At 71.6% G+C, this 25,664-nt stretch carries 23 protein-coding genes and 1 pseudogene; 18 read left to right on the forward strand and 6 right to left on the reverse strand.

Annotated features, from left to right (window positions below; genetic code table 11):
- Positions 1 to 99: 99 nt before the first annotated feature.
- On the reverse strand, positions 100 to 603 hold the full coding sequence (locus K2224_RS10880; RefSeq protein ID WP_221906365.1) for a MarR family winged helix-turn-helix transcriptional regulator: 504 nt from the start codon (positions 601 to 603) through the stop codon (positions 100 to 102).
- Between the two features lie 186 nt (positions 604 to 789).
- Between K2224_RS10880 and ilvA the strand changes: the two genes are divergently transcribed.
- The 3 genes from ilvA to K2224_RS10895 all read left to right on the forward strand — a co-directional run bounded on the left by ilvA (position 790) and on the right by K2224_RS10895 (position 4,223).
- Positions 790 to 2,064: a threonine ammonia-lyase gene (gene ilvA / locus K2224_RS10885; protein ID WP_260692507.1), complete on the forward strand. Its 1,275-nt coding sequence runs from the start codon at positions 790 to 792 to the stop codon at positions 2,062 to 2,064.
- Between the two features lie 277 nt (positions 2,065 to 2,341).
- A complete protein-coding gene (locus K2224_RS10890; RefSeq protein WP_221906366.1) occupies positions 2,342 to 3,358 on the forward strand; it encodes an ATP-binding cassette domain-containing protein in 1,017 nt (338 codons plus the stop codon).
- 112 nt (positions 3,359 to 3,470) lie between these two features.
- Complete coding sequence (locus tag K2224_RS10895) at positions 3,471 to 4,223, forward strand: ABC transporter permease (RefSeq protein ID WP_260692508.1); 753 nt, start codon at positions 3,471 to 3,473, stop codon at positions 4,221 to 4,223.
- A 133-nt stretch (positions 4,224 to 4,356) separates the two neighbouring features.
- Here the strand turns inward: K2224_RS10895 and greA are convergent, their stop codons facing one another.
- Both greA and K2224_RS10905 read right to left on the reverse strand, forming a co-directional pair.
- Entirely contained in the window at positions 4,357 to 4,854 is a 498-nt protein-coding gene (gene greA, locus K2224_RS10900; protein WP_221906368.1) for a transcription elongation factor GreA, read from the reverse strand.
- A gap of 258 nt (positions 4,855 to 5,112) precedes the next feature.
- Positions 5,113 to 5,529 (reverse strand): DUF4307 domain-containing protein, encoded by a 417-nt coding sequence (locus K2224_RS10905; protein ID WP_221906369.1) that lies wholly within the window; start codon positions 5,527 to 5,529, stop codon positions 5,113 to 5,115.
- Between the two features lie 130 nt (positions 5,530 to 5,659).
- On the opposite strand from K2224_RS10905, the gene mca reads away from it, so the two are divergent.
- Together mca and K2224_RS10915 are read left to right on the forward strand one after the other, a co-directional pair.
- Positions 5,660 to 6,532 carry a mycothiol conjugate amidase Mca gene (gene mca / locus K2224_RS10910; RefSeq protein ID WP_221906370.1) on the forward strand — a complete coding sequence of 291 codons (873 nt, stop codon included), beginning with the start codon at positions 5,660 to 5,662 and terminating at the stop codon, positions 6,530 to 6,532.
- A gap of 4 nt (positions 6,533 to 6,536) precedes the next feature.
- On the forward strand, positions 6,537 to 6,785 hold the full coding sequence (locus K2224_RS10915) for a hypothetical protein (RefSeq protein ID WP_221906371.1): 249 nt from the start codon (positions 6,537 to 6,539) through the stop codon (positions 6,783 to 6,785).
- Between the two features lie 188 nt (positions 6,786 to 6,973).
- Here the strand turns inward: K2224_RS10915 and K2224_RS10920 are convergent, their stop codons facing one another.
- Complete coding sequence (locus K2224_RS10920; RefSeq protein WP_221906372.1) at positions 6,974 to 10,255, reverse strand: tetratricopeptide repeat protein; 3,282 nt, start codon at positions 10,253 to 10,255, stop codon at positions 6,974 to 6,976.
- A gap of 216 nt (positions 10,256 to 10,471) precedes the next feature.
- Between K2224_RS10920 and K2224_RS10925 the strand changes: the two are divergent.
- A pseudogene (locus K2224_RS10925) lies at positions 10,472 to 10,543 on the forward strand (DUF255 domain-containing protein); the annotation flags it as partial.
- A 120-nt stretch (positions 10,544 to 10,663) separates the two neighbouring features.
- Here the strand turns inward: K2224_RS10925 and K2224_RS10930 are convergent.
- Complete coding sequence (locus K2224_RS10930; protein WP_221906373.1) at positions 10,664 to 11,104, reverse strand: transposase; 441 nt, start codon at positions 11,102 to 11,104, stop codon at positions 10,664 to 10,666.
- A gap of 306 nt (positions 11,105 to 11,410) precedes the next feature.
- Between K2224_RS10930 and K2224_RS10935 the strand changes: the two genes are divergently transcribed.
- The 3 genes from K2224_RS10935 (at position 11,411) to K2224_RS10945 (ending at position 15,186) form a co-directional block, all read left to right on the forward strand.
- Positions 11,411 to 12,967: an MDR family MFS transporter gene (locus K2224_RS10935; protein WP_260693437.1), complete on the forward strand. Its 1,557-nt coding sequence runs from the start codon at positions 11,411 to 11,413 to the stop codon at positions 12,965 to 12,967.
- Positions 12,968 to 13,172: 205 nt separating this feature from the next.
- The gene (locus K2224_RS10940; RefSeq protein WP_221906374.1) at positions 13,173 to 13,901 is read left to right on the forward strand and encodes a ScbR family autoregulator-binding transcription factor; all 729 of its coding nucleotides are present in this window, start codon (positions 13,173 to 13,175) and stop codon (positions 13,899 to 13,901) included.
- Between the two features lie 598 nt (positions 13,902 to 14,499).
- On the forward strand, positions 14,500 to 15,186 hold the full coding sequence (locus tag K2224_RS10945; protein ID WP_221909582.1) for a response regulator transcription factor: 687 nt from the start codon (positions 14,500 to 14,502) through the stop codon (positions 15,184 to 15,186).
- A 136-nt stretch (positions 15,187 to 15,322) separates the two neighbouring features.
- Here K2224_RS10945 and K2224_RS10950 read toward each other — a convergent pair whose 3' ends face one another.
- Positions 15,323 to 16,198 carry a helix-turn-helix domain-containing protein gene (locus K2224_RS10950; RefSeq protein WP_221906375.1) on the reverse strand — a complete coding sequence of 292 codons (876 nt, stop codon included), beginning with the start codon at positions 16,196 to 16,198 and terminating at the stop codon, positions 15,323 to 15,325.
- Between the two features lie 549 nt (positions 16,199 to 16,747).
- On the opposite strand from K2224_RS10950, the gene K2224_RS10955 reads away from it, so the two are divergent.
- The 9 genes from K2224_RS10955 to K2224_RS10995 all read left to right on the forward strand — a co-directional run bounded on the left by K2224_RS10955 (position 16,748) and on the right by K2224_RS10995 (position 25,618).
- A complete protein-coding gene (locus tag K2224_RS10955; protein ID WP_221906376.1) occupies positions 16,748 to 18,238 on the forward strand; it encodes an FAD-dependent monooxygenase in 1,491 nt (496 codons plus the stop codon).
- 2 nt (positions 18,239 to 18,240) lie between these two features.
- A complete protein-coding gene (locus K2224_RS10960; RefSeq protein WP_046929078.1) occupies positions 18,241 to 18,570 on the forward strand; it encodes a TcmI family type II polyketide cyclase in 330 nt (109 codons plus the stop codon).
- Positions 18,567 to 19,838, forward strand: coding sequence for a beta-ketoacyl synthase (locus K2224_RS10965; protein WP_221906377.1), 1,272 nt, complete (start codon positions 18,567 to 18,569; stop codon positions 19,836 to 19,838). Before K2224_RS10960 ends, K2224_RS10965 begins: the two co-directional genes overlap by 4 nt.
- Positions 19,835 to 21,058, forward strand: a complete 1,224-nt coding sequence (locus K2224_RS10970; RefSeq protein ID WP_221906378.1) for a ketosynthase chain-length factor — start codon at positions 19,835 to 19,837, stop codon at positions 21,056 to 21,058. The genes K2224_RS10965 and K2224_RS10970 overlap by 4 nt, the downstream gene beginning before the upstream one ends.
- Before the next feature lie 33 nt (positions 21,059 to 21,091).
- On the forward strand, positions 21,092 to 21,355 hold the full coding sequence (locus K2224_RS10975) for an acyl carrier protein (RefSeq protein WP_399018264.1): 264 nt from the start codon (positions 21,092 to 21,094) through the stop codon (positions 21,353 to 21,355).
- Positions 21,356 to 21,441: 86 nt separating this feature from the next.
- Positions 21,442 to 22,227: a 3-oxoacyl-ACP reductase gene (locus K2224_RS10980; RefSeq protein ID WP_221906379.1), complete on the forward strand. Its 786-nt coding sequence runs from the start codon at positions 21,442 to 21,444 to the stop codon at positions 22,225 to 22,227.
- Between the two features lie 70 nt (positions 22,228 to 22,297).
- Complete coding sequence (locus tag K2224_RS10985) at positions 22,298 to 23,248, forward strand: aromatase/cyclase (RefSeq protein ID WP_221906380.1); 951 nt, start codon at positions 22,298 to 22,300, stop codon at positions 23,246 to 23,248.
- Complete coding sequence (locus tag K2224_RS10990) at positions 23,245 to 24,777, forward strand: FAD-dependent monooxygenase (RefSeq protein WP_221906381.1); 1,533 nt, start codon at positions 23,245 to 23,247, stop codon at positions 24,775 to 24,777. The genes K2224_RS10985 and K2224_RS10990 overlap by 4 nt, the downstream gene beginning before the upstream one ends.
- A gap of 79 nt (positions 24,778 to 24,856) precedes the next feature.
- Complete coding sequence (locus K2224_RS10995) at positions 24,857 to 25,618, forward strand: SDR family oxidoreductase (RefSeq protein ID WP_221906382.1); 762 nt, start codon at positions 24,857 to 24,859, stop codon at positions 25,616 to 25,618.
- Positions 25,619 to 25,664: the final 46 nt, after the last annotated feature.

Raw genomic sequence — 25,664 nt, forward strand, 5'->3', positions numbered from 1 at the left:
CGGAACGGCGCGCGCCCGCACCACCGCCGTGGCCGGGCCCCCGCCCCCGGCCATGGTTCTCACCCGGTTCCGCGCCCCCGCACGCGCCCGCCACCCCCGTCAGGACGACGTAGGAGGCCCGGCCGGTGACAGGGCGGTGATTTCGGCGAGGGAGGTGTTGAAGCGCGTCAGGAGCGTGGTGAACGCGTCGCGCTCCTCCTCGGTCCACTTCTCCGTCACCATCGCCATCAGCGCGCGCCGGGAGGCCCGTACCTCCTCCAGGCGGGCGAGGCCGCGCTCGGACAGTTCGAGGACCACGGCGCGGCCGTCCTCGGGGTGGGTGGTGCGGCTGACCAGTCCGGCGTCGACCAGGGGCGCGACCTGCCGGGTAACGGTCGAGGAGTCGATCCCCATCCCGCAGGCCAGGGCCTTGACGCCCATCGGGCCTTCCTGGTCGAGGCGGTTGAGGAGCAGATAGGCGGCGCGGTCCATGGAGTTGCGCGCCTGCCCGACGCCGCCGAGCCTGCTCTGTTCGGCGCGGCGGGCGAAGACGGCCACTTGGTGCTGCAGCGCGTCGAGAAGAGCGGTGTCGGTGTGGGTCGTCATGTCCGGAGAGGTGGGCATGGCCGGGGCTCGCTTCAAAAGGAGTGGGCATGGATGGGGAAGACAGGGTACGCGGCGCCGGCCCGGCCCGTACTGGCGCTGCCGCGTACGGCTCCTTCCGTACGGCCGCGGCGGCCCTTCCGGCCCCCGGTGTCCGCCATCCGGCCGGAAAAGACCGGTAGGTGGCCGAACTGCGAGACTGGCCGCATGGCCGACCACACGCCGCATACGCCGTCCCAGCCTCCGGGGTCCGCGACCGCCGCACCGGCGGCGCTCGCCGGGATCACGGTCGACGACGTGCGCGCGGCGCAGAAACTGCTCTCCGGGGTGTCACGGACCACGGTCATGGAGGGCAGCCGCTATCTGTCGCGGCTGGTGGGCGCCCCCGTCCACCTGAAGTGCGAGAACCTCCAGCGCACCGGCTCGTTCAAGATCCGCGGCGCGTATGTGCGGATCGCCGGGCTCTCGGCGGAGCAACGGGCCGCCGGCGTGGTGGCGGCCAGCGCCGGAAACCACGCGCAGGGGGTGGCCCTCGCGGCGTCCCTGCTGGGCGTGGCCTCCACGGTCTTCATGCCGGTCGGCGCCCCGCTGCCGAAGGTCGCCGCCACCCGCGAGTACGGCGCCGAGGTCCGGCTGCAGGGCCAGGTCGTGGACGAGACGCTGGCCGCCGCCCAGGAGTACGCGCGAAAGACCGGCGCGGTCTTCATCCACCCCTTCGACCACCGCGACATCATCGCCGGTCAGGGCACGGTCGGCCTGGAGATCCTCGAACAGTGCCCGGAGGTGCGCACCGTCGTCGTCGGGATGGGCGGCGGCGGTCTGGCCGCGGGCGTCGCCCTCGCGGTCAGGGCGCTGCGGCCGGACGTGCGGGTGGTCGGGGTGCAGGCCGCGGCCGCCGCCTGCTACCCGCCGTCGCTGGCCGTCGGGCGCCCGGTGGCGATCGACCCGCTGGCGACGATGGCGGACGGGATCAAGGTGGGGCGGCCCGGCGACGTGCCGTTCGGCATCGTGCGGGAGCTGGTGGCCGAGGTCCGCACGGTCACCGAGGACGAGCTGTCCAGCGCCCTGCTGCTGTGCCTGGAGCGGGCCAAGATGGTGGTGGAGCCGGCCGGCGCGAGCCCGGTCGCGGCGCTGCTGTCCGCGCCCCGCTCCTTCGAGGGCCCGGTCGTCGCGGTGCTCTCCGGCGGCAACGTCGATCCGCTCCTGATGCAGCGGATCCTCCGCCACGGCATGGTCGCCGCCGGCCGCTATCTCTCGTTCCGGGTCCGCCTCACCGACCGCCCGGGCGCGCTGGCCAACCTCCTCGGCGTGCTCACCGTGGCCGACGCCAACGTCCTGGACGTCGGGCACGTCCGCATCGACCCCCGGCTCGGCCTCACCGAGGTCGAGGTCGAACTGCACCTGGAGACCAAGGGGCCCGAGCACTGCGCCGAGGTGACCGAGGCGCTGCGCGAGGCCGGTTACGACGTGGTCGCGCTCTGAAGCGGCGGGGCGGCCGGCCCGCCGCCCACGCTTGGCGATGCAGCGCGTCCACGGTGGGATTCGCGTGGCTTTCGCGGTGGGTTTCGGGACGGCGCCGAAGCGTGCGGCTCCCGTAAGCCGAATGTCAGGCCGAGTAAGCCTCCAAAACGTACGATTCGGCATGTCCGCCCAATCCGCCGCGGCGATCGCAGTGACCGCACCGGCCCGACCGAATCAACCGACCCACCGACCCGATCGACCCGACCTGGAAGCAAGCCCACTCCATGGGGGTATCCATATGCCAGGCGCCATTTACGCCGAAGGTCTGGTGAAGACGTTCGGCGAGGTGAGGGCGCTGGACGGCGTCGACCTCGACGTTCCCGAAGGCACCGTCCTCGGACTGCTCGGCCCGAACGGTGCCGGCAAGACCACCACCGTCCGGGTCCTGACGACCCTGCTGCGGCCCGACCGGGGCACCGCGCGGGTCGCCGGCATCGACGTGCTCGCGCATCCCGACGCGGTGCGCCGCTCCATCGGCCTCTCCGGTCAATTCGCCGCCGTCGACGAGTACTTGACGGGCCGGGAGAACCTGGTGATGGCCGGGCGGCTCTACCAGATGGGCGGGCGCGCGGCCAAGCGCCGGGCCGACGAGCTCCTGGAGCGGTTCAACCTCGCCGACGCCGCCGACCGCACCGCCAAGACCTACTCCGGCGGTATGCGCCGCCGGCTCGACCTGGCCGCCGCGCTGGTCGTCAGCCCGCCCGTGATGTTCATGGACGAGCCGACCACCGGCCTGGACCCGCGCAACCGCCAGGCGCTCTGGGACGTCATCCAGGAGCTGGTCGCCGGCGGCACCACCCTGCTGCTCACCACCCAGTATCTGGAGGAGGCCGACCGGCTCGCGCACGACATCTGCGTCGTCGACCACGGCAAGGTCATCGCCCGCGGCACCTCCGACCAGCTCAAGGCCCGCACCGGCGGCGAGCGGATCGAGGTCGTGGTGCACACGCCCGAGCAGCTGACCGTGGCGGAGGAGGTGCTGCGCGCGGTCGCCAAGGGCGAGGGCGCGGTCGAGCAGCACACCCGGAAGCTCACGTTCCCGGTGACCGGCGGCGCCAAGCTGCTCGCCGAGGTCATCCGCGAACTGGACACCCGCGCGGTGGAGATCGACGACATCGGGCTGCGCCGCCCGACCCTCGACGACGTCTTCATCGCGCTGACCGGGCACGCCGCCGAGACGGAGACGGAGACGGCGAACGGCGAGGCCGACGGCGCCGAGGCCGGTGCGGTGGGCTCGAAGGAGGGCGTGCGATGAGTGCGGTCGGTCATACGGCGGGCGAGGCGGTCGCCCGGGGAACCCGGAAGGAGCCGGCGAAGTGAGCGGCATCAGCGACTCCCTGGTCATCGCCCGCAGGAACGTAACTCGCATGGTCCGGATTCCCGAGGTCTTGGTGTTCGGGCTGATCCAGCCGATCATGTTCGTGGTGCTGTTCAGCTACGTGTTCGGCGGCTCCATCAACGTCCCGGGCGCGGGCATCAGCCCCTCCGGATACCGCGAGTTCCTGATGGCCGGGATCTTCGCCCAGACCGTCACCTTCGCCACCGCCGGAGCGGGCGCGGGGATCGCCGACGACATGCACAAGGGGCTGATCGACCGCTTCCGCTCGCTGCCCATGGCCCGTGGCGCGGTGCTCACCGGACGCACCCTCGCCGACCTGGTGCAGACCGCGCTGACCCTGGTGGTGCTCGCACTGGTCGCCCTCCTGGTCGGCTGGCGCGTCCACGAGAACTTCGGCAACGTGCTCGCCGGTTTCGGCCTGCTGCTCCTGCTGGGTTACGCGTTCTCCTGGATCGGCGCCCTGATCGGGCTGAGCGTGCGCACCCCCGAGGCCGCCACCTCCGGCGGGCTGCTCTGGCTGTTCCCGCTGACGTTCATCTCGAACGCGTTCGTGCCCAGCGACAACATGCCGACGGTGCTGCGGCACTTCGCCGAGTGGAACCCCTTCAGCTCCACCGTGCAGGCGGCGCGGGAGCTCTTCGGCAACATCCCGCAGGGCTATCCGGTGCCGGACGCCTGGCCCATGCAGCACCCGGTGCCGGCCTCGGCGCTCTGGTCCGTCGTGATCATCGTGGTCTTCCGGACGCTGGCGGTCCGCAAGTACCGCTCGGCGTCCGCCTGATCGGCGACCGCCCGACGCCCGGGCCGCCGGCTCAAGGTCCGGCCGGCGCCCCGCCCGCACACGCGGAAGCGGCCCGGAACAGTGTGCTCCGGGCCGCTTCCGCTGGGCTTGGGGGATCCGTGTGCCGCGCCGCTCAGCCGGAGTAGGGCTTGGCGTCGAGGATCTTCACGGTCGCCTTCTTGCCGTTGGGCAGCTCGTACTCGGCGTCGGCGCCGATCTTCTTGCCGTTCACGCCGTTCCCCAGCGGCGACTGCGGGGAGTACGTCTCGATGTCCGTGCTCGCGTACTCCCGCGAGGCCAGCAGGAACCGCAGGGTGTCGTCCGGGTCTCCGTCGAACGCGATGGTGACGACCATGCCGGGGGCGACCGTGCCGTCGGCCTTGGGGGCTTCGCCGACCTTCGCGGACTCCAGCAGCTGCTTGAGCTGGCGGACGCGCAGCTCCTGCTTGCCCTGCTCCTCCTTGGCCGCGTGGTACCCGGCGTTCTCCTTCAGGTCACCTTCCTCGCGGGCCGCCTGGATCTTCTCGGTGATCTCGGCGCGTGCGGGACCAGACAGGTACTCCAGCTCGGCCTTGAGCTGGTCATACGCCTCCTGGGTCAGCCAGGTGACGTTCTCGCTGGTCTGGGTCACAGGTGCTCCTCGTCGGTACTGGGGATAAATCAAACGCCCTACCAGGAAGGTTTGCGCCTTCACAGGTGGGCGAAACCACGAGCCTAACAATTCCGGCACAAAAGGGGGAAGAGGAATTTCACAGTGTTGGCGCGCGATTGCATCGTCGCTGATCAGGGGCGATCGGGCCGGGCGCGGGGGTCGACCGTTCGAGTCACCAGGGCCTTCCGCACGGCGCGGGCGCGACGTCCCGCCGGGCCGCGCCGGCCCCCGCCGGGGTCAGCCCTTGCCGGCCGCGGAGCCGGTGCAGCCGACCAGGACGGCGTTGGTCGCCCGCTTCGTGGTGCGCAGCGTGACCTCGGTGTCGACCTGGCCGGAGCGCTGGTCGACGGTCACGTCCTTGCGGCCGACCTCGGAGCCGTCGGTGGCCTGCGAACGGACCGTGCACACGCCGGTGTCGTCCGTGCCCTTGACCACTTCGAGGTGGACCTTGACCTCGTGGTCGGAGACCGCGTCCCAGGTGATGATCCGGCCGCTGAGGTCCTGCCCGGAGATGTACGAGACGCCCAGCCAGCCGACCACGCCGAGCAGCAGCACACCGAGCACCGAGCCGACGATCTTGAGTTTGCGGTCCGCGCGCTGGTCCGCGGAGCGGCCGTAGCGTCCCTCGGGGAGCCCTTCGCGCACCGCGGTCATGATCCATCCTCCTGCTCGGGACCGGGAAGCGTCGGACCCCCGGGGGGTCCCCGCCCCAGGGAATACAGCGCCCCCTCGCTTCGGTCACTATAGGAGGCATCTTCTCCGGCCTTTCACTGAGGATCGAGTCTTGACTGAGCAGCTGCGATTGATGGCGGTCCACGCCCACCCCGACGACGAGTCGAGCAAGGGTGCGGCCACCATGGCCAAGTACGTGTCCGAGGGGGTGGACGTGCTGGTCGTCACCTGCACAGGGGGCGAGCGGGGGTCCATCCTCAACCCCAAGCTCCAGGGGGACCCGTACATCGAGGAGCACATCCACGAGGTGCGCAGGAAGGAAATGGACGAGGCCCGGGAGATCCTGGGCGTCAAGCAGGAGTGGCTGGGCTTCGTCGACTCCGGGCTGCCCGAGGGCGACCCGCTGCCGCCGCTGCCCGAGGGCTGCTTCGCCCTCCAGGACGTCGAGGCCGCGGCCGAGCGCCTGGTGAAGCTGATCCGTGAGTTCAAGCCGCAGGTCATCACCACCTACGACGAGAACGGCGGCTACCCGCACCCGGACCACATCATGACCCACAAGATCACGATGGTGGCCTTCGAGGCGGCCGGCGACCCGGAGAAGTACCCGGAGGCCGGCGAGCCCTGGCAGCCGCAGAAGCTCTACTACAACCAGGGCTTCAACAAGCCGCGCACCATCGCGCTGCACGAGGCGCTGCTGGAGCGCGGCATGGAGTCGCCCTACGGCGAGTGGCTGGAGCGCTGGAAGCAGTTCGAGCGCCGCGAGCGCACGCTGACCACCTACATCCCCTGCGCCGACTTCTTCGAGATCCGTGACAAGGCGCTGATCGCCCACGCCACCCAGATCGACCCCGACGGCGGGTGGTTCCGGGTGCCGATGGACATCCAGCGCGAGGTCTGGCCGACGGAGGAATACGAGCTCGCGAAGTCCCTCGTGGACACTTCGCTCCCCGAGGACGACCTCTTCGCGGGCATCCGCAACAATTGAGCCCATGATGAGCGCGACCAGCACCCTCGCCCTGACGCACTTCGTCACCCTTGCCGACAACTTCGACAAGGACAAGGTGACCCCCGGCGTCCTCGGCTTCATCGTCTTCGCGGTCATCGGCGGTGCCGTGTGGCTGCTGATGAAGTCCATGAACAAGCACATGCGCAAGGTGGACTTCGAGGAGACCCCGGAGGACGGCCGGGCGGACACCACCGCCCCGGCCGCCGCGGCCCCGAAGCCGAAGACCAGCTGACGGCCCGGCGCCGGGGCACCAGGTCCCGGGGCACGGGCGTGCGCACCGGGCGGCGGCCGGTGGACCGATCCGGCGGCCCACCGGGCCGAGCGGTCGGCGAGCCGTGTCGCGGGCCGGGGCTCTCGCCTGCCCCGACGGGTGGCACGCCCCGCCGTCACGCCGCGGCCGCCGTCACCGCGCCGCCGGTGTCACTCCGCGGCCGCGGACGCCGCGGTTATCGCCATGATCTCCCTGGCCTGGCGGTCCGGCACCATGCCGAGCCGCCAGCCCTGCCATCCCGTCTCCGGCTCGATCCCGCGCTCCAGCAGCAGCGCGAAGGTCTGCGCGGACTCCGCCAGCTTGGCGTCCCGGCCGTCGTGCCGCTCCTGCACCAGCTGCGCCAGCTCCTCCTGGGCCACCGCCGTGCCGATCACCGAACCGCCCGGTGAGGCGAACGGCAGCAGCGTGCACCGCAGGAACCGCGCCCAGTCCGCACCGCGCCGGTCGCCGTAGCCGGCGAAGAGCTCCGCGGCCTCGTCGGCCAGCGCCAGTGCCTGGGCGGCCCGGCCGTTGCCGGCGTCGACGACCACCAGCTCCAGCAGCGACCACGCCTCGCCGTGCGCCACCCCGATCCGCTGGAAGTCCTTCCGGGCGTCCTGGAGCAGCTGCCGGGCGAAGCCGCTGTTGCGCAGCGAACCGGTCTGCTCGGCCCGCAGGTCCCGGGTCACCCGGCCCGCGTGGTGCCGGGCGCAGGCCAGGCCGTAGGCGTCCTGCATGCGGCTGAACATGTTGCGCGCACGCTCCAGCTGGCGGAGCGCCGCATCGCGCTCACCGCGCTCCTCCAGCGCCTGGCCCAGGTGGTACATCGTCCACGCCTCGCCGCGGACGTCCTCGTGCTGGCGGTGCAGCGGCAGCGCGCGATGCAGCTGGTCGGCGGCCGGGCCGGGATCACCGGCCACCAGGCGGGCCCGCGCCAGCTGGGTCATCGCCCAGGCCGTGCCGCGGTCGTCGTGCGTGCGGCCGTACAGCTCCAGCGCGGACGTCAGCGCCTCCTCGGCGCGCGGGACGTCGCCCTGCCGCAGATGGACCTGGCCGAGCTGGAAGTGCGCCCACGCCTGGCCGTGCAGGCTCTCGCTCTCCTCATGGAGCGCCATCGACTCCCGCAGCATCTCCAGGGCCTCGGGGAGCCGGCCCCGGTCGCGCTCCACCGCGGCCAGCGCGTGCAGCGTCCAGGCACGGTCGCCGCGCATCTCCGGGCCGGCCTGGAGATCCAGCGCCTCCCGCAGCTTGGCCGCGGCCTCGGTGAGGCTGCCCTGCTGCTGGAGGGTGATGCCCAGATCGCGCAGCGCGCGGGCCGCGCCCACCGGGTGCTGCGCCTCGAAATAGAGGTCGACCACCGACGACAGCGTCGTCCGGGCGCGGTCCAGCTCGCCCAGTTGGCGGGCCGCGACGCCGGTCCGCCACTGCACCGAGCGCACCAGCAGCCCCTGGCCCGCCGCCTGGGTCAGCTCGCTCAGCTCGCCCAGCCGGTAGAGGTCGCCGCGCAGCAGGCAGTAGTCGCACAGCGCGCCCAGCAGATGCGAGACGGCGTCCTGGTCGACCTCCTGGTCGGCGTGGCGGAGGGCGGCGGTGATGAAGCTGGTCTCGTCGTCCAGCCACTGGAGGGCCGCGTCCAGGGACGGGAAGCCGTGCGGGCCGAAGCGGTCGGCGCGGGTGGAGGTGTTGCCGTCGACCAGCCGGATCACCGCGTCGGCCAGCTCGGCATAGCCGCGGATCAGCCGTTCCTGGGCGGCGGCGCGCTCGGCCGGCTCCTCCTCGTCCGTCAGCCGGGCGTGCGCGAAGCGGTGCACCAGGGGGTGCAGGCGGTAGCGGGCGCCGCGGACGTGCTCCAGCAGGCCGGCCCCGGCCAGCTCCGTCAGCCGGCGCTTCGCCTCAGCGTCGGGGACGCCCAGCAGCGCGGCCGCGGCGGCGACGCCCAGGCTCGCCCGCCCCACCAGGGCCAGCCGGCGCAGCAACTGCCGGGCCTGCGGCGGCTGGTCGGCATAGCGCAGCGCCAGCACCCGCTCCACCGGTCCCGCGGTGTCGGCCGCCGCCAGCTCGTCGGCCAGCGCGGCGGCGGAGCGGTCGCCCAGCGCGGAACCGGCCGCGCGCAGGGCCAGCGGCAGGCCGGCGCACAGCTCGGAGATCCGGTCGAGCGCCTGCGCGTCGTACGGACCCGCGCCGTCCGCCGCCTCCGGCCCGGAGGGGGCCGCCGACCGCAGCAGCTCCTCCACGCCCGCCGCGTCCAGCGCGGCCACCGGGAGGTGGTGCACCCGCGCCGCCAGCTCCGCGGGGAGCTCCAGCGGCGTACGGGACGTGACCAGGACCAGGCTGTCGGAGCGCTCCGGCACCAGGGCCCGCACCTGCTCGGCGTCCGAGGCGTCGTCCAGCAGCACCGCCACCGGGAGCCCCGTCAGATGCTGGTGGTAGATCTCGGTGAGCCGGCGGACGTGCTGCTCCTGGGAGGGGCGCTCGCGGAAGAGCAGCTGCTCGCGCGGCGCGCCGAGGCGGTTGAGCAGGTGCAGCAGCGCGTCCCGGGTCGGCAGCGGCACCTCGCCGGGGGTGTCGCCGCGCAGATCCACCAGGCACGCGGCGCGGAACTGATCCCGCAGCTGATGCGCCGCCCGCACCGCCAGCGCCGTCCGCCCCGAGCCGGGCTCGCCGTGCAGCACCACCACCGTCGGCCGGGTCTCTGTGCTCGCCCGGCCGGCCTGCACCCACTGGACGATCCGCGCCAGCTCCGCCCGGCGGCCGGCGAACGGGCCGTCCGGCTGCGGGAGTTGGGTGAACGACCGGTCCAGGACCGACCGCCGGCGGGCCGCCGCGCTGCGGTCCGCGCCGCGCAGCTGCGGGCCCCGTGAGCCCTTCCCCGCCGACTGGGCCGTGGACGGGCCACCGCCCCGCGCCGCCGCGGTCAGCATCCGCTGCTGGTCCAGGAACGGCCGGACGCCGCGCACCTCCAGCGCCGTCAGCCACTGGAGCCGCAACTGCTCCGGGCCGCCGGGCTGGCCCCGCATGCCGGCCTGGCGGTGGGCCGCGGGGAGGTGGCCGGCGGTCAGCTTCACGACCGTGGCCGCCGCGCCCGCCACCAGGGCCGCGGCGCCCGCACCGAGCGCCGGCCCGCCGCCCGTGCCGTACGCCAGATCCACCCCCAGGGCGGCCGCCGCGGCCACCGCGGACGCCACCACCGGGGTGGCCAGCTCCTTGCGTGACAGCCGCTGGGCCAACGGCCGCCGGCCGGCCGCCGCCTCGTCAAGCGCGCGCGAGTACGCCCCGTACTCCTCCGCCGCGGCGGCGGCCAGCTCGTCCAGGGCCGCCCGGGCCCTGCCCAGCAGCGCCGGCCCGTCGAGCCGGCCGCCCGAGCGGCGCACCTCCTCCTCGACCGTCCGCACCAGCAGCGCGTCCGCGTCCTTGCGGTGGCCGTCGCGCAGCTCTGCCCCTTCGCCCGGCATGTCCTTCCCCCTCCAGCAGTCGCCAGCAGTCCTGGCGGACCATCAGTCGCCGGCGGCTCACCGGAACACGCCCGCGCCGGCCCGTGCCGCCGCGGCTCGCCCCGGCGTGATCACCGCCGTACGGACAGTCTTCCGCGCCCGGACCGATTCCGGCAGGGCTGTGGACAACGCCCGCCTCTCCCGGCACCCGCGGCCCCGTTGGAAGAGGACGGCCTCATGCCGAACCGCCTGGCTCATGAGACTTCCCCATATCTGCTCCAGCACGCCGACAACCCCGTCGACTGGTGGCGCGCCACCGCTTCAGGTCGGCGAACGCGTGCTCGTTCGCGGCGCGTTCGCGGGCGATGAGCTTGTTCGCCTCCTTCTGGGCCTTGGTGAGGCGGTGGCCCCGGCTTGCGCGGTAGCCGGTCAGGACGACGGGGTTGTCCGGGGCGTCGTCGAGGCCGTGGGAGCCGAGGTCGGCGAAGGCGGCCGGACCGGCTGCGCGCGGGCGGCGGTGACGTCGTGGGTGCGGCCCGGCCGGGTGGCCGAAACCCGTATCAGGTTGCCGTGTTCGTCGGTCGGCGCGAGCAGGTGCAGCCCGTGTTGTTTCCTCTTGTTCCTCTTGCCGGAATGGTTCTTGCGGTCCTCGCGTCCGCGGCGGCGCTGGGTGGGGATGAGGGTGCCGTCGACAAGCACCACCGTGGCGCCCCGTCTCGCGGTCTTCTGGAGCGCGCGCTCCCGGCGTTCGGCACGGGCGGCCAGGAGGTGGATGGCCTCGAACAGCCGGTGCCGCACCGCCGAGGCCGCCACCGCGTAGGCGCCGGCTGTGTCCGCGAGGCGTTGGTCAGGGTGGAGCACAGCGAGCACGGCCAGAGCGATCTGGTGCGGGGCCACTGGCTCGGCGGGAAGAACCGCGCCTGCACAACGGAACGGCCGCGGCGCTAACTTACCTGTTGGCAAGTTTGTTGTTGACGCCCCATGGGTGGGGTCCTATCGTTCAAACGATCAAACCTACCTGTTGGCAAGTAAGCCGGGCGGGCACTCTCGTCCTGTGGCAAGGAGGCGAAGGCTGTGGACCAAGTGCGGTCAGAGGAAGGACTTCCGTCGGAGGAGTCGCCTCCGCAACTGCGGGGCGGCCGGTTATACCTGGTCCTGAGCGCGGCCGTGATCGCCATGCTGCTGGGCTCCCTGGACGGCACCATCCTCGGTACGGCCATGCCCAGGATCGTCGGCGAACTGGGCGACGTCGACCGACTTTCGTGGGTGGTCACGGCCTACATGCTCGCCATCGCCATCTCGACCCCGGTATGGGGAAAGGTCAGCGACATGTGGGGGCGCAAGGGCGCTTTCATGGCCTCTGTCGCCGTTTTCCTGCTTGGTTCGATACTGTCCGGACTTTCCCAGAGTGTGATGGAGCTGGTCGCCTTCCGGGTGCTGCAGGGGCTGGGCGGCGGCGGCCTGATGGTCGGCGCCATGGCGGTCATCGGAACCGTCATCCCACTGCGTCAGCAGGGCCGGTACCAGGGCGTGATCTCCGCTGTGATGGGTCTGGCCATGATCAGTGGGCCGCTCTTCGGCGGCATCATCACCGACCGCCTCGGCTGGCGCTGGTGCTTCTACGTGAACGTCCCGCTGGGCGTCGCCGGGATACTGATGATGTCGGTCCTGCGCCTGCCCAGGCAGCGCTCCCGTGCCCGGATCGACTACGGCGGGGTGATGCTGCTGACCGTCGCGATCATGGCCGCTGTGCTGGTGACCACATGGGGCGGACGGGACTACAGCTGGGGCTCGCCCATGGTGCTCACGCTCATCGGCGTGGCGGTGCTCGCCGTGGCGGCCCTCCTGTACGTGGAGCGGAGGGTGGCCGAACCGATGCTTCCACTGGGGTTGTTCGCCAGCCGGAACTTCTCCCTGGTCACCGTGATCGGTTTCCTCCTGGGGTGCGTGATGACCAGCGGCATCACGTTCCTGCCGATCTTCCAGCAGGTCGTCCAGGGTGCCTCGGCCACCAACTCCGGGCTGTTGCTGCTGCCCATGTTCGGCTCCATGGTGATCGTGAGCGCGTTCATGGGACGGGCGATCACCAACACGGGCAGGTACAAGGCCTTCATCGTCTCGGGCGGCGGGTTGCTCGCTGTCGCCACCCTGCTGCTCAGCCGCATGACCATCGGGACCGCCCCCGCGCTCTCCGCGGTCTTCATGGCCGTACTCGGCGCGGGCATCGGCCTGTTGACGCAGACGACGATCCTCGTCTCGCTGCAGAGCGCCGACGTCCGCAACATCGGTGTGGCCTCTTCCACGGCAACCCTCGCCCGCACCCTCGGCAGTTCCGTCGGCGTCGCCGTCAGCGGCACGATGTTCGCGAGCGGTGTGGCGCGAGTGCCCGGCGGCGACTCGGCCGCTCGGCCGGATCCGGCTGTTCTGCAGAAGCTTCCGCACGCGGCCCGTACGGCGTACGAGCACGGGGTCGTCGACGGGACGGGACGGGTGTTCCTCCTCGCCGGCGTGCTCTCCCTCGTCGCGGTGGTGGCCGCGCTTCTGGTGCGCGAGGTCCCGCTGCGCGCGTCGAACGGCCCGCAGTCCGAACCCGCCGACAGCCCGGGCACCGCGGGGCTGGACGCCACTTCGAGCGACCCGGCCGAGGACGGGGCCGCGGAACCCCGCGGCGCGGAGGGCTCCCCGCGGCCGGACCGGCGCGGGACGCGGACGGACGCGTCCGCTCTCGACTGATCGATCGCGTATGCCTGTTGCCGGCTGTGACCGGCGGTGGCCCGTTTACATCGGTGGTGTTGACCGTGCGAAATGGGCGACGATGCTCTGTGCCGGGAATCGCCCCGCGCACCGGCGGTGGTTCCGTCCCACACGGGTCGTGAGCCCCGCCGGTGCGCGGGCGACGTCTGGGACGGGTCGTTGAGCACCGGAAAGTGGGGGTTGTATGGCACAACAAGTCAGAGGGCTGAAGACCAGTCGCCTGATCGTCGAGACGGCGGCGCAGGTCTTCTGCGAGCGGGGGTACGAAGGGACGAGCACCACCGAAATCCTGTCCCGGTGCCATGTGACCAGGGGCGCCTTGTACTTCCACTTCGCCTCGAAGCAGGACCTCGCCCTCGCGGTGCTCACGGAGGGGAGCGATGTCCTGCTGCCGTCGCGGCGCCGGCTGGTGCTGCAGAGCCTGATCGACTTCAGCCTGGAGCACGCGTACCGGCTGCAGACGGACGTGGTGACGCGCGCCTCCGTACGCCTGCGAACGGAGCTGGAGTACCAGGGCGCGGTGCTGCCCGAGGGGGGCGATGTGCGTGAGGTGATCCTGGGGCTGCTGCGTGAGGCGGAGGAGGCCGGCGAGATCGTGCCCAGCGCCGACCCCGGTGAGGTCGCGGATGTGCTGGTGGGGTCGTGCGCGTCCGTGAGCCTGTTCCGGGTGGGCCAGGAGTCCGGGCTGACCCGACGCGTGGCCACGCTCTGGAGGTACCTGCTGCCCGCCGTGGCGGTTCCCGGGCTGCTGATGTCCCTGCAGCTCGTCCTGGACCAGGCCGAACGCCGGCTGCGGGAACGGCTCGCGGGGATGCCCGCCGGGGGGCGGGGCGAAGAGGCGACCGAGCCGCCGGCCGACGGTCCGCAGGAAGCCCGCCCCGGCTGGGCGCGGCCCGCGACACTCATAGGCTGACGGAACATCAGCGGCCCGGATTCCGCGTACCGCTACCTGTCGCGCCTATCGCCACCTGTCGCGCGTTACTCACTGTAGAGACATACAGAGTCGCTTGTTAACCGACGACTTCGTCGGCCGCGCGGCGCGGTCCCGGGGGAACGACGACCTCGCGGGCGCCCCGGCCTGTCGCGAGCGACACCGGACTCGCCACATGAGACGAATCCCAACGTCGTAATTCGACGTGATCGCGCCAGTGAGATGTCATCACGCCACCGAGTAGTGCGTGCACACTCCTAACGGAGCATCAAAAACGCTGGCCCGTCACCTGCGTGCATCGAGAATCTTCCTTGACAAATAGACAAGCCTGCTTGTTATGTTGATCAGCGGGTTGTGGGATACGCGAGCTCATGGGGCGCGGGTCGCGCGGCCCGATGGCTGCGCAAGTGAAATGCGACACACGGGGATCTGGCGTGAACGGGGGCGGAATCAATGTCGGAATTGTGTCGGTCCGTCTTCCCTGACGTTCTCTCGCGGGGTCCTATCCGCTATCTCCATGCGCTCCGACGCTCTTCTCACAGTTGACGCGCGAACAGAGCACCAAGAAACCGGGGGTCAGATGCGGGTATTAGTAGCGGAACCTGATTGCGAATCCGCGAAATCACTCCGTCAGCACATGCGACGCCACGGATATGAGACGGAGATAGCCGATACGGGCGCCGGCACCCTGGGTTCCTACCAGGAATACGATCTCCTGATTCTTGATCTTGAGCTTCCCGATGTCGATGGCCTGGAGGTCTGCCGCAGCATACGCACCACGAGCGACATGCCCATCATCGCCTTCACCTCCCACGGCACCGAACTCGACCGGGTGCTGTGCCTTCAGGCGGGCTGCGACGACTGCCTCGTCAAGCCGTTCGGATTCCGCGAACTCGTCGCCCGGATCGAGGCGATCATGCGTCGTATCCGGCCGAGGGCCATACGCAGCCGGCGCCTCTCCCACGGTCCACTGCACATCGACCGGGACCGTCGCGAGGTCTATCTGCACGACACCCAGGTCAAGGTGACGCGCAAGGAGTTCGACCTTCTTCAGTTCCTGGCCTCGCAGCCGACGACCGTGTTCTCGCGGGAGCAGTTGATGACCGAGGTCTGGGGAGCGTCACTCCCCGGCGGAGCCCTGGGTTCCAATATCGCCCGCACCATCGACACGCACGTCGGAACCCTGCGCAACAAGCTCGGTTCAAGTGAATGGATCATCACCGTGCGCGGAGTCGGATTCCGGTTCGGCGGCGCACAACAGAGTTGACGAACATATGGAGTTGACGACGAAGCCGAGTTGACGGGCTGGGGCAGCGGTGGCGTGACGTTCACCGCTGCCCTTTCCCTTGTCGGCGCCGCTTCCGTTTCCTTCGTTGGTGAAGGCCCGCCCTGGCGGCCGTCGTTCAGGGTTCCGTACGAGGGTCCTTCCGGGGGCTCAGAGCGCGCCGGACATCCGCCTCGGCGTAGTACGTCCGGCCGTCCTTCCGGTGGCGTTCCCACTTGTGCTGACTGGCCAGTCGGTAGACGCTGCCCGACGGAATGCCCCAGAGCCGTGAGACGGCCTGCGGGCTGAGCCAGCGCGGTGGGTGGTTCCCCCCGTGCGCCGACTGCCCGGGGTGCCCGGGCTGCCTCATGCGTTCGCGCAGGTGGAGCCACTGGTGCTCCTCCCAGCGGTGCTCGGGGACCGCGTCGCAGCGGATACCGCGCCCCTCGGAGCGGCCGGTGTCCACCGTCGTGCTGAGCGTGCCGGGACAGCCCGGTTCGACGCATCTGCCGACCGGCACCCGGCGCGGCTGGGCGGGGGAGGCGATCCGGCGCGCGGCCCGCTCCAGACGGCCGAGCTCGTACGAGAAGTCGGCGGCGGCCGGGTGGCGGCAGAGCCAGTCCAGGTGATGCTCCAGGAACATCGCCAGCGCCGGCACGGTCCGCCGCGGGGCGGTCAGCGTCCGCTCCCCGGCGACCAGGCCCGCCCAGCTCGCCAGCCCCCTCAGTACCGCGGACCGCGCCTCGACCGCGCGGCCGTTGAGCCGCATTCCGGGGAGCGGGCCGCCGGAGGTCTTCTCCTGCGGAGTGCGGGAACCGGTCAGCAGAAGGCCGCACTCCTCGTACAGCGCGGGGAGGTTCCGCAGGGCGGAGCGCAGCCCGGCCTGACAGCGCGGGCACAGCCGGTATCCGCTCGCCACCCGGCACGCGGCACGTTCGGCGGTGTGCGTCTCCCGGCACGCGGTTCCCCCGCACACGGTGGTCGTCGCGGCCGCACAGGATGTTTCCGTGGTCATCCACCGATTCCCCTCGTCGACTACTCCTTCAGCTAATGCGAGCCCCGGAGCCGAAGGCAAGAAGTCCGTGGAATCTTTGCGGTCACCGTGCGATCTCCTCGTGCATTCCAAGTTTCTGCAAGCTGACGTCCTGTGGTGTGTGAAGTCCCGTCCGTGCCGTCACGCCAGGCTGTGGCCCCCATCACAAGTTGTCAGTCAGTTGACGTTTCGCTGGCGCTCCACTGTCGATCCTGCCGGTCTCCTGGCTACTTGTTGTGCGGCTTTTGAAGGACTGGTGTTGATCTCTGTAGGTGGTAGCGAAGAAGCTATTCACTAACTTCCGATGCACTGTCTCCGCCGGCCTGGTCCGGTTTTCGCGGCGATTTCCTTTGCTTTCGCGCTGCCGTCACATGCATGTCGGATCCCATCTGAGTGCGTTTCCCGAGAGGAAGACGCCACCTTCTTGCGCGGCACTTCCCAACGCCTTCCTTCCTTGGCGTGCGTGGCTGGGCGTGTCAGGTGAACCGCGTTCTCGGTGGAATCAGTTCGGACACGTTCAGGGAGAGATATATGGATGCATCTGTCATTGTCGTGGGCGCTGGTCCGGCCGGGCTGATGCTCGCCGGGGAACTCCGTCTCGCGGGTACCGACGTCATCGTTCTGGAGCGGCTGCCCGCGCCCACCGGTGAATCGCGGGGACTGGGTTTCACCGCCCGCACGATGGAGGTGTTCGACCAGCGCGGTCTGCTGCCCAGGTTCGGCGAGATCGAGACCAGTGCCCAGGGCCACTTCGGCGGCCAGCCCGTGGACTTCTCGATTCTCGACGGCGCGCACTACGGCGTGAAGGCCGTTCCGCAGTCGCGGACCGAGGCGATCCTGGAGGAGTGGGCGGCCGGGCTCGGCACGGACCTCCGACGAGGCCACGAGGTCGTGTCGTTCACCGATGACGGTGAGGGTGTGGACGTCGAGGTGGCCGGCCCGGAGGGCACGTACACCCTGCGGGCCCGGTTCCTGGTCGGCTGCGACGGCGGGCGCAGCACCATCCGCAAGTCCGGCGGCTTCGACTTCCCGGGCACCTCGGCGACCCGCGAGATGTTCCTGGCGGACGTGCGCGGTTGCGAGATCGAGCCCCGGCCGATCGGGGAGACGGTGGCACGCGGCATGGTGATGTCCGCGCCGCTCGGCGACGGGGTGGACCGCATCATCGTGTGCGAGCAGGGGGCCCCGCCGCGCCGGCGCACCGAACCGCCCGCCTACGAAGAGGTGGCGGCGGCCTGGCAACGGCTGACCGGGCAGGACATCTCGCACGGTGAGCCGGTGTGGGTCAGCGCGTTCGGCGACCCGGCCCGTCAGGTCACCGAGTACCGCCGGGGCCGGGTGCTGCTGGCCGGCGACTCGGCGCACGTGCACCTCCCGGCCGGCGGCCAGGGCATGAACGCCAGCATTCAGGACTCGGTGAACCTGGGGTGGAAGCTCGCGGCCGTGGTCGCAGGGCGGGCCCCGTCGAGCCTGCTCGACACCTATCACTCCGAGCGGCACCCGGTCGGCCGCAGGCTCCTCATGAACACCAGTGCGCAGGGCAAGCTCTTCCTGAGCGGCGACGAGATGCAGCCGGTGCGGGACGTGCTCGCCGAGCTGATCCGCTACGACGTCGTCAGCCGTCACCTGGCCGGGATGGTCTCGGGGCTGGAGATCCGCTACGACGTGGGCGAGGGCGACCACCCGCTCCTCGGTATGCGCATGCCGCACCTGGAACTGGTCGTCGACGACACCAAGACGAGCAGCACCGAACTGCTGCACCCCGCCCGCGGCGTGCTGCTGGACCTGGCCGGTGACGCCGCGCTGCGCGCGAGCGCCGAGGGCTGGTCGGACCGGCTGGCCATCGTGTCGGCCACCACGCACGAGGCCCCCGGCCAGGGCCGGTTGGCGGGCGCCACGGCGGTGCTCGTCCGGCCCGACGGATACGTCGCCTGGCTGGCGCCGGGGAGCACGGACTCGCTCGCCGCCTCCCTGGAGCGCTGGTTCGGTCCCGCGCGTGAACTCCCGAAGCAGAAAGGCTAATCATGCACAGCACGCTGATCGTGGCGCGGATGGAGCCTGGTGCGAGCCAGGACGTCAGCCGTCTCTTCGCGTCCTTCGACGGCACCGAGATGCCGCACCTGATGGGGACCCGCCGCCGGCAGCTGTTCTCGTACCGCGGCCTGTACTTCCACCTCCAGGACTTCGAGTCCGACAACGGGGGCGAGCGCATCGAGGAGGCGAAGAGCGACCCGCGGTTCGTCCGGATCAGCGAGGACCTCAAGCCGTTCATCGAGGCGTACGACCCGGCTACCTGGCGCTCACCGGCCGACGCGATGGCGACCCGCTTCTACCACTGGCAGGCGGGCCAGTGACCGGGCGACGGGTCGCCGTCACCGGCATCGGAGTGCTGGCCCCAGGGGCTCTCGGTGTCAAGAACTTCTGGAGCCTGCTGAGCGAGGGCCGCACCGCCACCCGGGGCATCACGCTCTTCGACCCCGCCCCCTTCCGCTCGCGCGTCGCGGCCGAGATCGACTTCGATCCCGCCGCGCACGGGCTCGGCCCCCAGGACGTCCGGCGCATGGACCGCGCCGCCCAGTTCGCCGTGGTCGCGGCCCGCGAGGCCCTGGAGGACAGCGGACTGCACGACGGGGCGCTGGACCCTTACCGCACGGGAGTCACCATCGGCAGCGCCGTCGGCGCGACGATGAGCCTGGACGAGGAGTACCGCGTCGTCAGCGACAGCGGACGGCTGGAGCTGGTGGACCACACCTACGCGCCCCGGCACCTGTACGGCGCCTTCGTGCCCAGTTCGTTCGCCGCCGAGGTGGCCTGGGCGGTCGGCGCCGAGGGGCCGACCTCGGTGGTGTCGACCGGCTGCACGTCCGGCCTGGATTCCGTGGGGTACGCCTGCGAGTTGATCCGGGAGGGTTCCGCTGACGTCATGATCGCCGGCGCGACGGAAGCCCCGATCTCGCCGATCACGGTGGCCTGCTTCGACGCGATCAAGGCCACCACCCCGCGCAACGACGAGGCCGCCCAGGCCTCCCGCCCGTTCGACGCCACGCGCAACGGCTTCGTCCTGGGCGAGGGGTCCGCGGTGTTCGTCCTGGAGGAGCTGGAGAGCGCACGGAAGCGCGGGGCCGAGATCCACGCCGAGATCGCCGGCTACGGCACCCGCTGCAACGCCTTCCACATGACCGGACTGCGGCCGGACGGCGCGGAGATGGCCGAGGCGATCCGGGTCGCGCTCGACGAGGCGCGGATGACCGCCGAGGACATCGACTACGTCAACGCGCACGGGTCGGGCACCAAGCAGAACGACCTGCACGAGACCGCCGCCGTCAAGCGGAGCCTGGGCGAGCACGCGTACCGGACCCCGGTCAGCTCCATCAAGTCGATGATCGGCCACTCCCTGGGGGCCATCGGCTCGATCGAGATCGCCGCCTCCGTGCTGGCGATGAAGCACGACGTCGTACCGCCCACAGCCAACCTGCACACCCCCGATCCGCAGTGCGACCTGGACTACGTACCGCTGGTCGCCCGCGACTGGCAGACCGACACGGTGCTCACCGTAGGCAGCGGATTCGGGGGATTCCAGAGCGCCATGGTGCTCACCGGGCCCGAGAGGAGGACGGCATGACGGCGCCCGTCGTGGTGACCGGCATCGGCGTCACGGCACCCAACGGACTGGGCACAGGCCCGTACTGGGAGGCCACCCGGATCGGCCGCAGCGGCATCGGCCGCATCAGCCGGTTCGACCCGAGCCCCTACCCGTCCCGGCTCGCCGGCGAGGTTCCGGGGTTCAACGCCGAGGAGCACCTGCCGAACCGGCTGCTGCCGCAGACCGACCGCATGACGCGCCTGGCGCTGGTGGCCGCGGACTGGGCGCTGGCCGACGCCGGCATCAAGCCCGCCGAACTGCCCGAGTTCGACATGGGAGTGGTCACCGCCAGCGCGTCCGGCGGCTTCGAGTTCGGGCAGAACGAACTGCGGGCGCTGTGGAGCAAGGGCGGGCAGTACGTGAGCGCCTACCAGTCCTTCGCCTGGTTCTACGCCGTCAACTCCGGGCAGATCTCGATCCGTAACGGGATGAAGGGCCCCAGCGGCGTGCTGGTCAGCGACCAGGCGGGCGGCCTGGACGCGATCGCCCAGGCACGCCGGCAGATCCGCCGGGGAACCCGCCTGATCGTCTCGGGCGGTGTGGACGCCTCGATCTGCTCCTGGGGCTGGGTCGCCCAGCTGACCAGCGAACGGATCAGCACCAGCGAGGACCCCGACCGCGCCTATCTTCCCTTCGACCGCGCGGCGCGCGGCCATGTGCCCGGTGAGGGCGGTGCCCTGCACATCCTGGAGGACGGCGAGTCCGCACGGGAGCGCGGGGCGCGGATCTACGGCGAGATAGCGGGCTACGGCTCCACCTTCGACCCCGGCCCCGGCAGCGGGCGCCCGCCCGGCCTGCGCAGGGCCATCCAACTCGCCCTGGACGACGCCGGGATGGCGCCCGACGAGGTGGACGTGGTCTTCGCGGACGCCGCCGCCGTACCGGAGCTGGACCGCATCGAAGCCCAGGCGGTCTCGGGCGTCTTCGGCCGCCGGGGTGTACCGGTCACCGCACCCAAGACGATGACCGGCCGGCTGTACTCCGGCGGGGCCCCGCTCGACCTGGCCGCGGCCCTGCTGGCCATCCGCGACGGCCTGATCCCCCCGACGCCCAACGTCACACCGGATCCCGCGTACCAGATCGACCTGGTGACCCGGGCGCGTCCCGCGTGCGTGCGGGCCGCCCTGGTGGTGGCACGTGGCCACGGCGGGTTCAACTCCGCCCTGATCGTGCGCGCGCCCCAGGCGGGCGGCGTCTGACACAGCTGACCGAACCCTGACAGGAGCGACATCGTGAACGAGATCTTCACCCTCGACGACCTGCGCCGGATCCTGCGCGAGGGAGCGGGCACCGCCGAGGGCACCGACCTCGACGGCGACATCCTCGACGCCGGCTTCGAGGAGCTGGGGTACGAGTCCCTGGCCCTGCTGGAGACCGCCAGCCGCATCGAGCGCGAATACGACATCGCGCTCGACGACAGCGCCCTGGCCGACGCCAGGACCCCGCGGGACCTGCTGGAGGCCGTCAACGCCCGCCTGCGGGCGTCCGCCGCCTGATCCGCCGGCGCCGTGCCGACGCGGGGCCGACGCCCGCCTTCGGCCCCCGCACGGCGCCGCCCCTCGTACACCTGCATTGGAGAGACATGTCGAACCACGAGCGCCGGGTCGCCCTCGTCACGGGCGGCACCAGCGGCATCGGCCTGGCCGTCATCCGGCTGCTGGCCGCCCAGCACCACCGCGTCTACTTCTGCGCCCGCAGCGCCGAGAACGTGGCCGCCACCGTCAAGGAGCTGCGCGCCGAGGGCCTGGAGGTGGACGGCACCGACTGCGACGTCCGTTCCCCCGACGACGTGCGGCGGTTCGTACAGGCCGCCGTGGACCGCTACGGCACCGTCGACATCCTGGTCAACAACGCGGGCCGCAGCGGCGGAGGCCCCACGGCGGACATCACGGACGAGCTGTGGCTCGACGTCATCGACACCAACCTCCACAGCGTCTTCCGGATGACCCGCGAGGTGCTGACCAGCGGCGGTATGCGCGACAAGAGCAGCGGGCGGATCATCAACATCGCCTCCACGGCGGGCAAGCAGGGCGTCGTCCTCGGCGCCCCCTACTCCGCGTCCAAGCACGGGGTGGTCGGCTTCACCAAGGCGCTGGGCAACGAGCTGGCGCCCACCGGCATCACCGTCAACGCGGTCTGCCCGGGCTACGTCGAGACGCCGATGGCGCAGCGCGTGCGGCAGGGCTACGCCGCCGCCTACGACACCGACGAGGCGCAGATCCTCCAGAAGTTCCAGGCCAAGATCCCGCTCGGCCGCTACTCCACCCCCGAAGAGGTCGCCGGCCTCGTGGGCTACCTGGTCACCGACACGGCCGCCTCGATCACCGCCCAGGCCCTCAACGTCTGCGGCGGCCTGGGCAACTTCTGACCCGGCCGGGCCCACCGCCCGGCACCCGGAACACCGCCGCCGCACGGAGCAGCCAAGAAGGAGACAGCACATGCCGCAGACCGCTCTGCGCGAAGTGGAGCACGACATCACGATCTCGGCCCCGGCCGCCGACGTCTACCGGCTGCTCGCCGAGGTCGGGAACTGGCCGCAGATCTTCCCGCCCACCATCCACGTCGAACAGCTGGAAAGCACCGGGAACCAGGAGCGCATCCGGATCTGGGCCACCGCCGGCGACGAGGCCAAGAGCTGGACCTCGCGCCGCACGCTCGACCCCGTGGCCCGGCGCATCGACTTCCGCCAGGAGGTGTCCGCCCCTCCGGTGGCATCCATGGGCGGGGCGTGGATCATCGAGGAGCTCGCTCCCGAGAAGTCCCGGGTGCGGCTCCTGCACGACTACCGGGCCGTGGACGACGACCCCGAGGGTCTGGCGTGGATCGACCGCGCGGTCGACCGCAACTCGCGCTCGGAACTGGCGGCGCTGCGCGTCAACATCGAGCAGGTGCACGCCCGCCGGGAGCTGACCTTCTCGTTCGAGGACAGTGTGCGCGTCGACGGTTCCGCCGAGGACGTCTACGCGTTCATCGACGAGGCCCAGCTCTGGTCCGAGCGGCTGCCGCACGTGGCGTCCGTACGCCTGGAGGAGGACACCCCCGGGCTGCAGACCCTGGAGATGGACACCCGTGCCAAGGACGGCTCCACGCACACGACCAGGTCGTACCGGGTCTGCCTCCCGCACCACAAGATCGCCTACAAGCAGACCACGTTGCCCGCGCTGATGACGCTGCACACCGGCCGCTGGACGTTCCACGAGGAGGCCGGCACCGTCATCGCCACCTCGCAGCACACGGTGACCGTCAACACCGACAACATCTCCGCCGTTCTCGGGCCGGACGCCGGAGTCGCGGAGGCCCGGGAGTACCTGCGCGGGGCGCTGGGCGCCAACAGCCGGGCCACCCTCGGCCACGCCAAGGACCACGCCGAACGGCGTCGCCGGCCATGACGGCACCGGGCATCGACACCCAGGTCGTCGTGGTGGGCGCGGGCCCCGTCGGGCTGATGCTCGCCGGCGAGCTGCGGCTCGGCGGGGCCGGTGTCACCGTGCTGGAACAGCTGGCCGCGCCGACCACGGAGTCCCGGGCGTCCACCCTCCACGCCCGCACCATGGAGATACTCGAACAGCGGGGACTCGTCGAGGAGTTGGGCGATCCGCCGAACGGCGGTCCCGGTCACTTCGGAGGCATCCCGCTGGACCTCACGCTGCCCGGCCCCTACCCGGGGCAGTGGAAGGTGCCCCAGGCCCGGACCGAGGAGCTCCTCGCCGGATGGGCCACGGGACTGGGCGCCGAGCTGCGCCGTGGACACCGGGTGGTGGGCATCACCGACCATGGTGACCACGTCGAGGTGGAGGTGGAGGCGGCGGTGCCGCCACCGGCGGGCGGCGGTGGCCCGACGTCGCGCCGCCTCCGCGCGCAGTACGTCGTCGGGTGCGACGGCGAGGAGAGCACCGTCCGGCGGCTGGCCGGCTTCCCGTTCCCCGGGGAGGACGCGACCAAGGAGCTGCTGCGGGCCGACATCGCCGGAATCGACGTTCCCAACCGCCGTTTCGAACGGCACCCCCGCGGCCTGGCCATCGCCTCCCGCGGCCCCACGGGCATCACCCGGGTCATGGCCCACGGCTACGGCACCCCCGCCCGGCCCCGCACCGAGGCTCCTTCCTTCGAGGAGGTGGCCCGCCTGTGGGCGGACATCACCGGCGAGGACATCTCCGGCGGCACACCGGTGTGGCTGAACGCCTTCGGCAACGCGCGCCGGCAGGTCTCCCAGTACCGCCTGGGCCGCGTCCTGCTGGCCGGGGACGCCGCCCACCGGCAGATGCCCGTGGGCGGCCAGGCGCTCAACCTGGGCCTCCAGGACGCCGTCAACCTCGGCTGGAAGCTCGCCGCGCACCTGCGCGGCACCGGACTGCTCGACAGCTACCACGCCGAGCGCCACCCCGTGGGGCGGCGGGTACTGGGCAACATCGCCGCCCAGGCGCTGCTGCTCCTGGGCGGCCAGGACGTCGAGGAGCTGCGGTCGGTCTTCCGCCAGCTGATCGGGCTGCCGGAAGCGCGCGCCCACCTGGCGGGCATGATCAGCGGACTGGACGTCCGCTACGACATGGCGGGTGGCGGCGAAGGCGAACACCCGCTGCTGGGCGCCCGGTTGCCCGCGTACCGGCTGCGCACGGCGGCCGGACCGGCCGGCACCCTCGGGTTGCTGCGGTCCGGCCGGGGCGTCCTGCTGGATCTCGGCAAAGACCCCGCGCTCGCCGCGGCCGCGCGGCGGTGGGCGGACGGCCGTGTGACCCACGTCCGGGCCGAGGCCGAACCCGGCTGCCAGGGCCCGGAGTTCGGCGCGGCACTGGTCCGCCCGGACGGCCACCTCGCCTGGATCGACGGCACACCGGCCGACCTGGACGCGGCCCTGCGCCGCTGGTTCGGCGCGCCGGACCCGGGCACCGGCACGCCGGCACCACGACACCGGGCCTGAACCGGCCCGCCCTTCGGGCGGCCGGCCGGGACTTCCCCCCCCCAGGCCCCACCACACCACATCCCTACAGGAGGACACCGTGACCAAGCTCGCGGGCAAGACGGCACTCGTGACCGGTTCGAGCCGGGGCATCGGGCGGGCGACCGCCGAGCGCCTGGCGCGCGAGGGCGCGCTCGTCGCCGTGCATTACGCCTCCCGGGCCGAGGCCGCCCAGGAGACCGTCGCCGCCATCGAGGCGGCCGGTGGCAAGGCGTTCGCCGTCCAGGCCGAACTGGGCGTCGCGGGCGATGTCGACACGCTGTTCGGGGCCCTGGAGAGCGGCCTGAAGGAACGTACCGGCGGCACCGCCCTGGACATCCTGGTCAACAACGCCGCGATCATGGGCGGGGTCGCCCCCGAAGAGGTCACCCCCGAACTCTTCGACCGGCTGGTCGCCGTCAACGCCAAGGCGCCGTTCTTCGTCCTGCAGCGTGCCCTCACCCTCATGCCCGACGGCGGCCGCGTCATCAACATCTCCTCCGGGCTCACCCGCTTCGCCAACCCGCAGGAAGTGGCGTACTCGATGACCAAGGGGGCCGTCGAACAGCTCGCGCTGCACTTCGCCAAGCACCTCGGCCCGCGCGGCATCACCGTCAACAGCGTCGCCCCGGGCATCACCAACAACGGCAGCCCGGTGTTCGACATCCCGGAGGCCGTGGAGCAGATGGCCCAGATGTCCACCTTCGGCCGGGTGGCCGAGCCCAGGGACGTCGGCGACGTGGTGGCCTTCCTCGCCTCGGACGACGCCCGCTGGATCACCGGTGCCTTCATCGACGCCAGCGGTGGCACGTTGCTGGGCTGACGTCCGCCCCGCGGCGCCCGACCGTGCGCCGCGCCCCCGACCGGCC

Source organism: Streptomyces sp. BHT-5-2 (assembly GCF_019774615.1).
Taxonomy (GTDB): Bacteria; Actinomycetota; Actinomycetes; order Streptomycetales; family Streptomycetaceae; genus Streptomyces.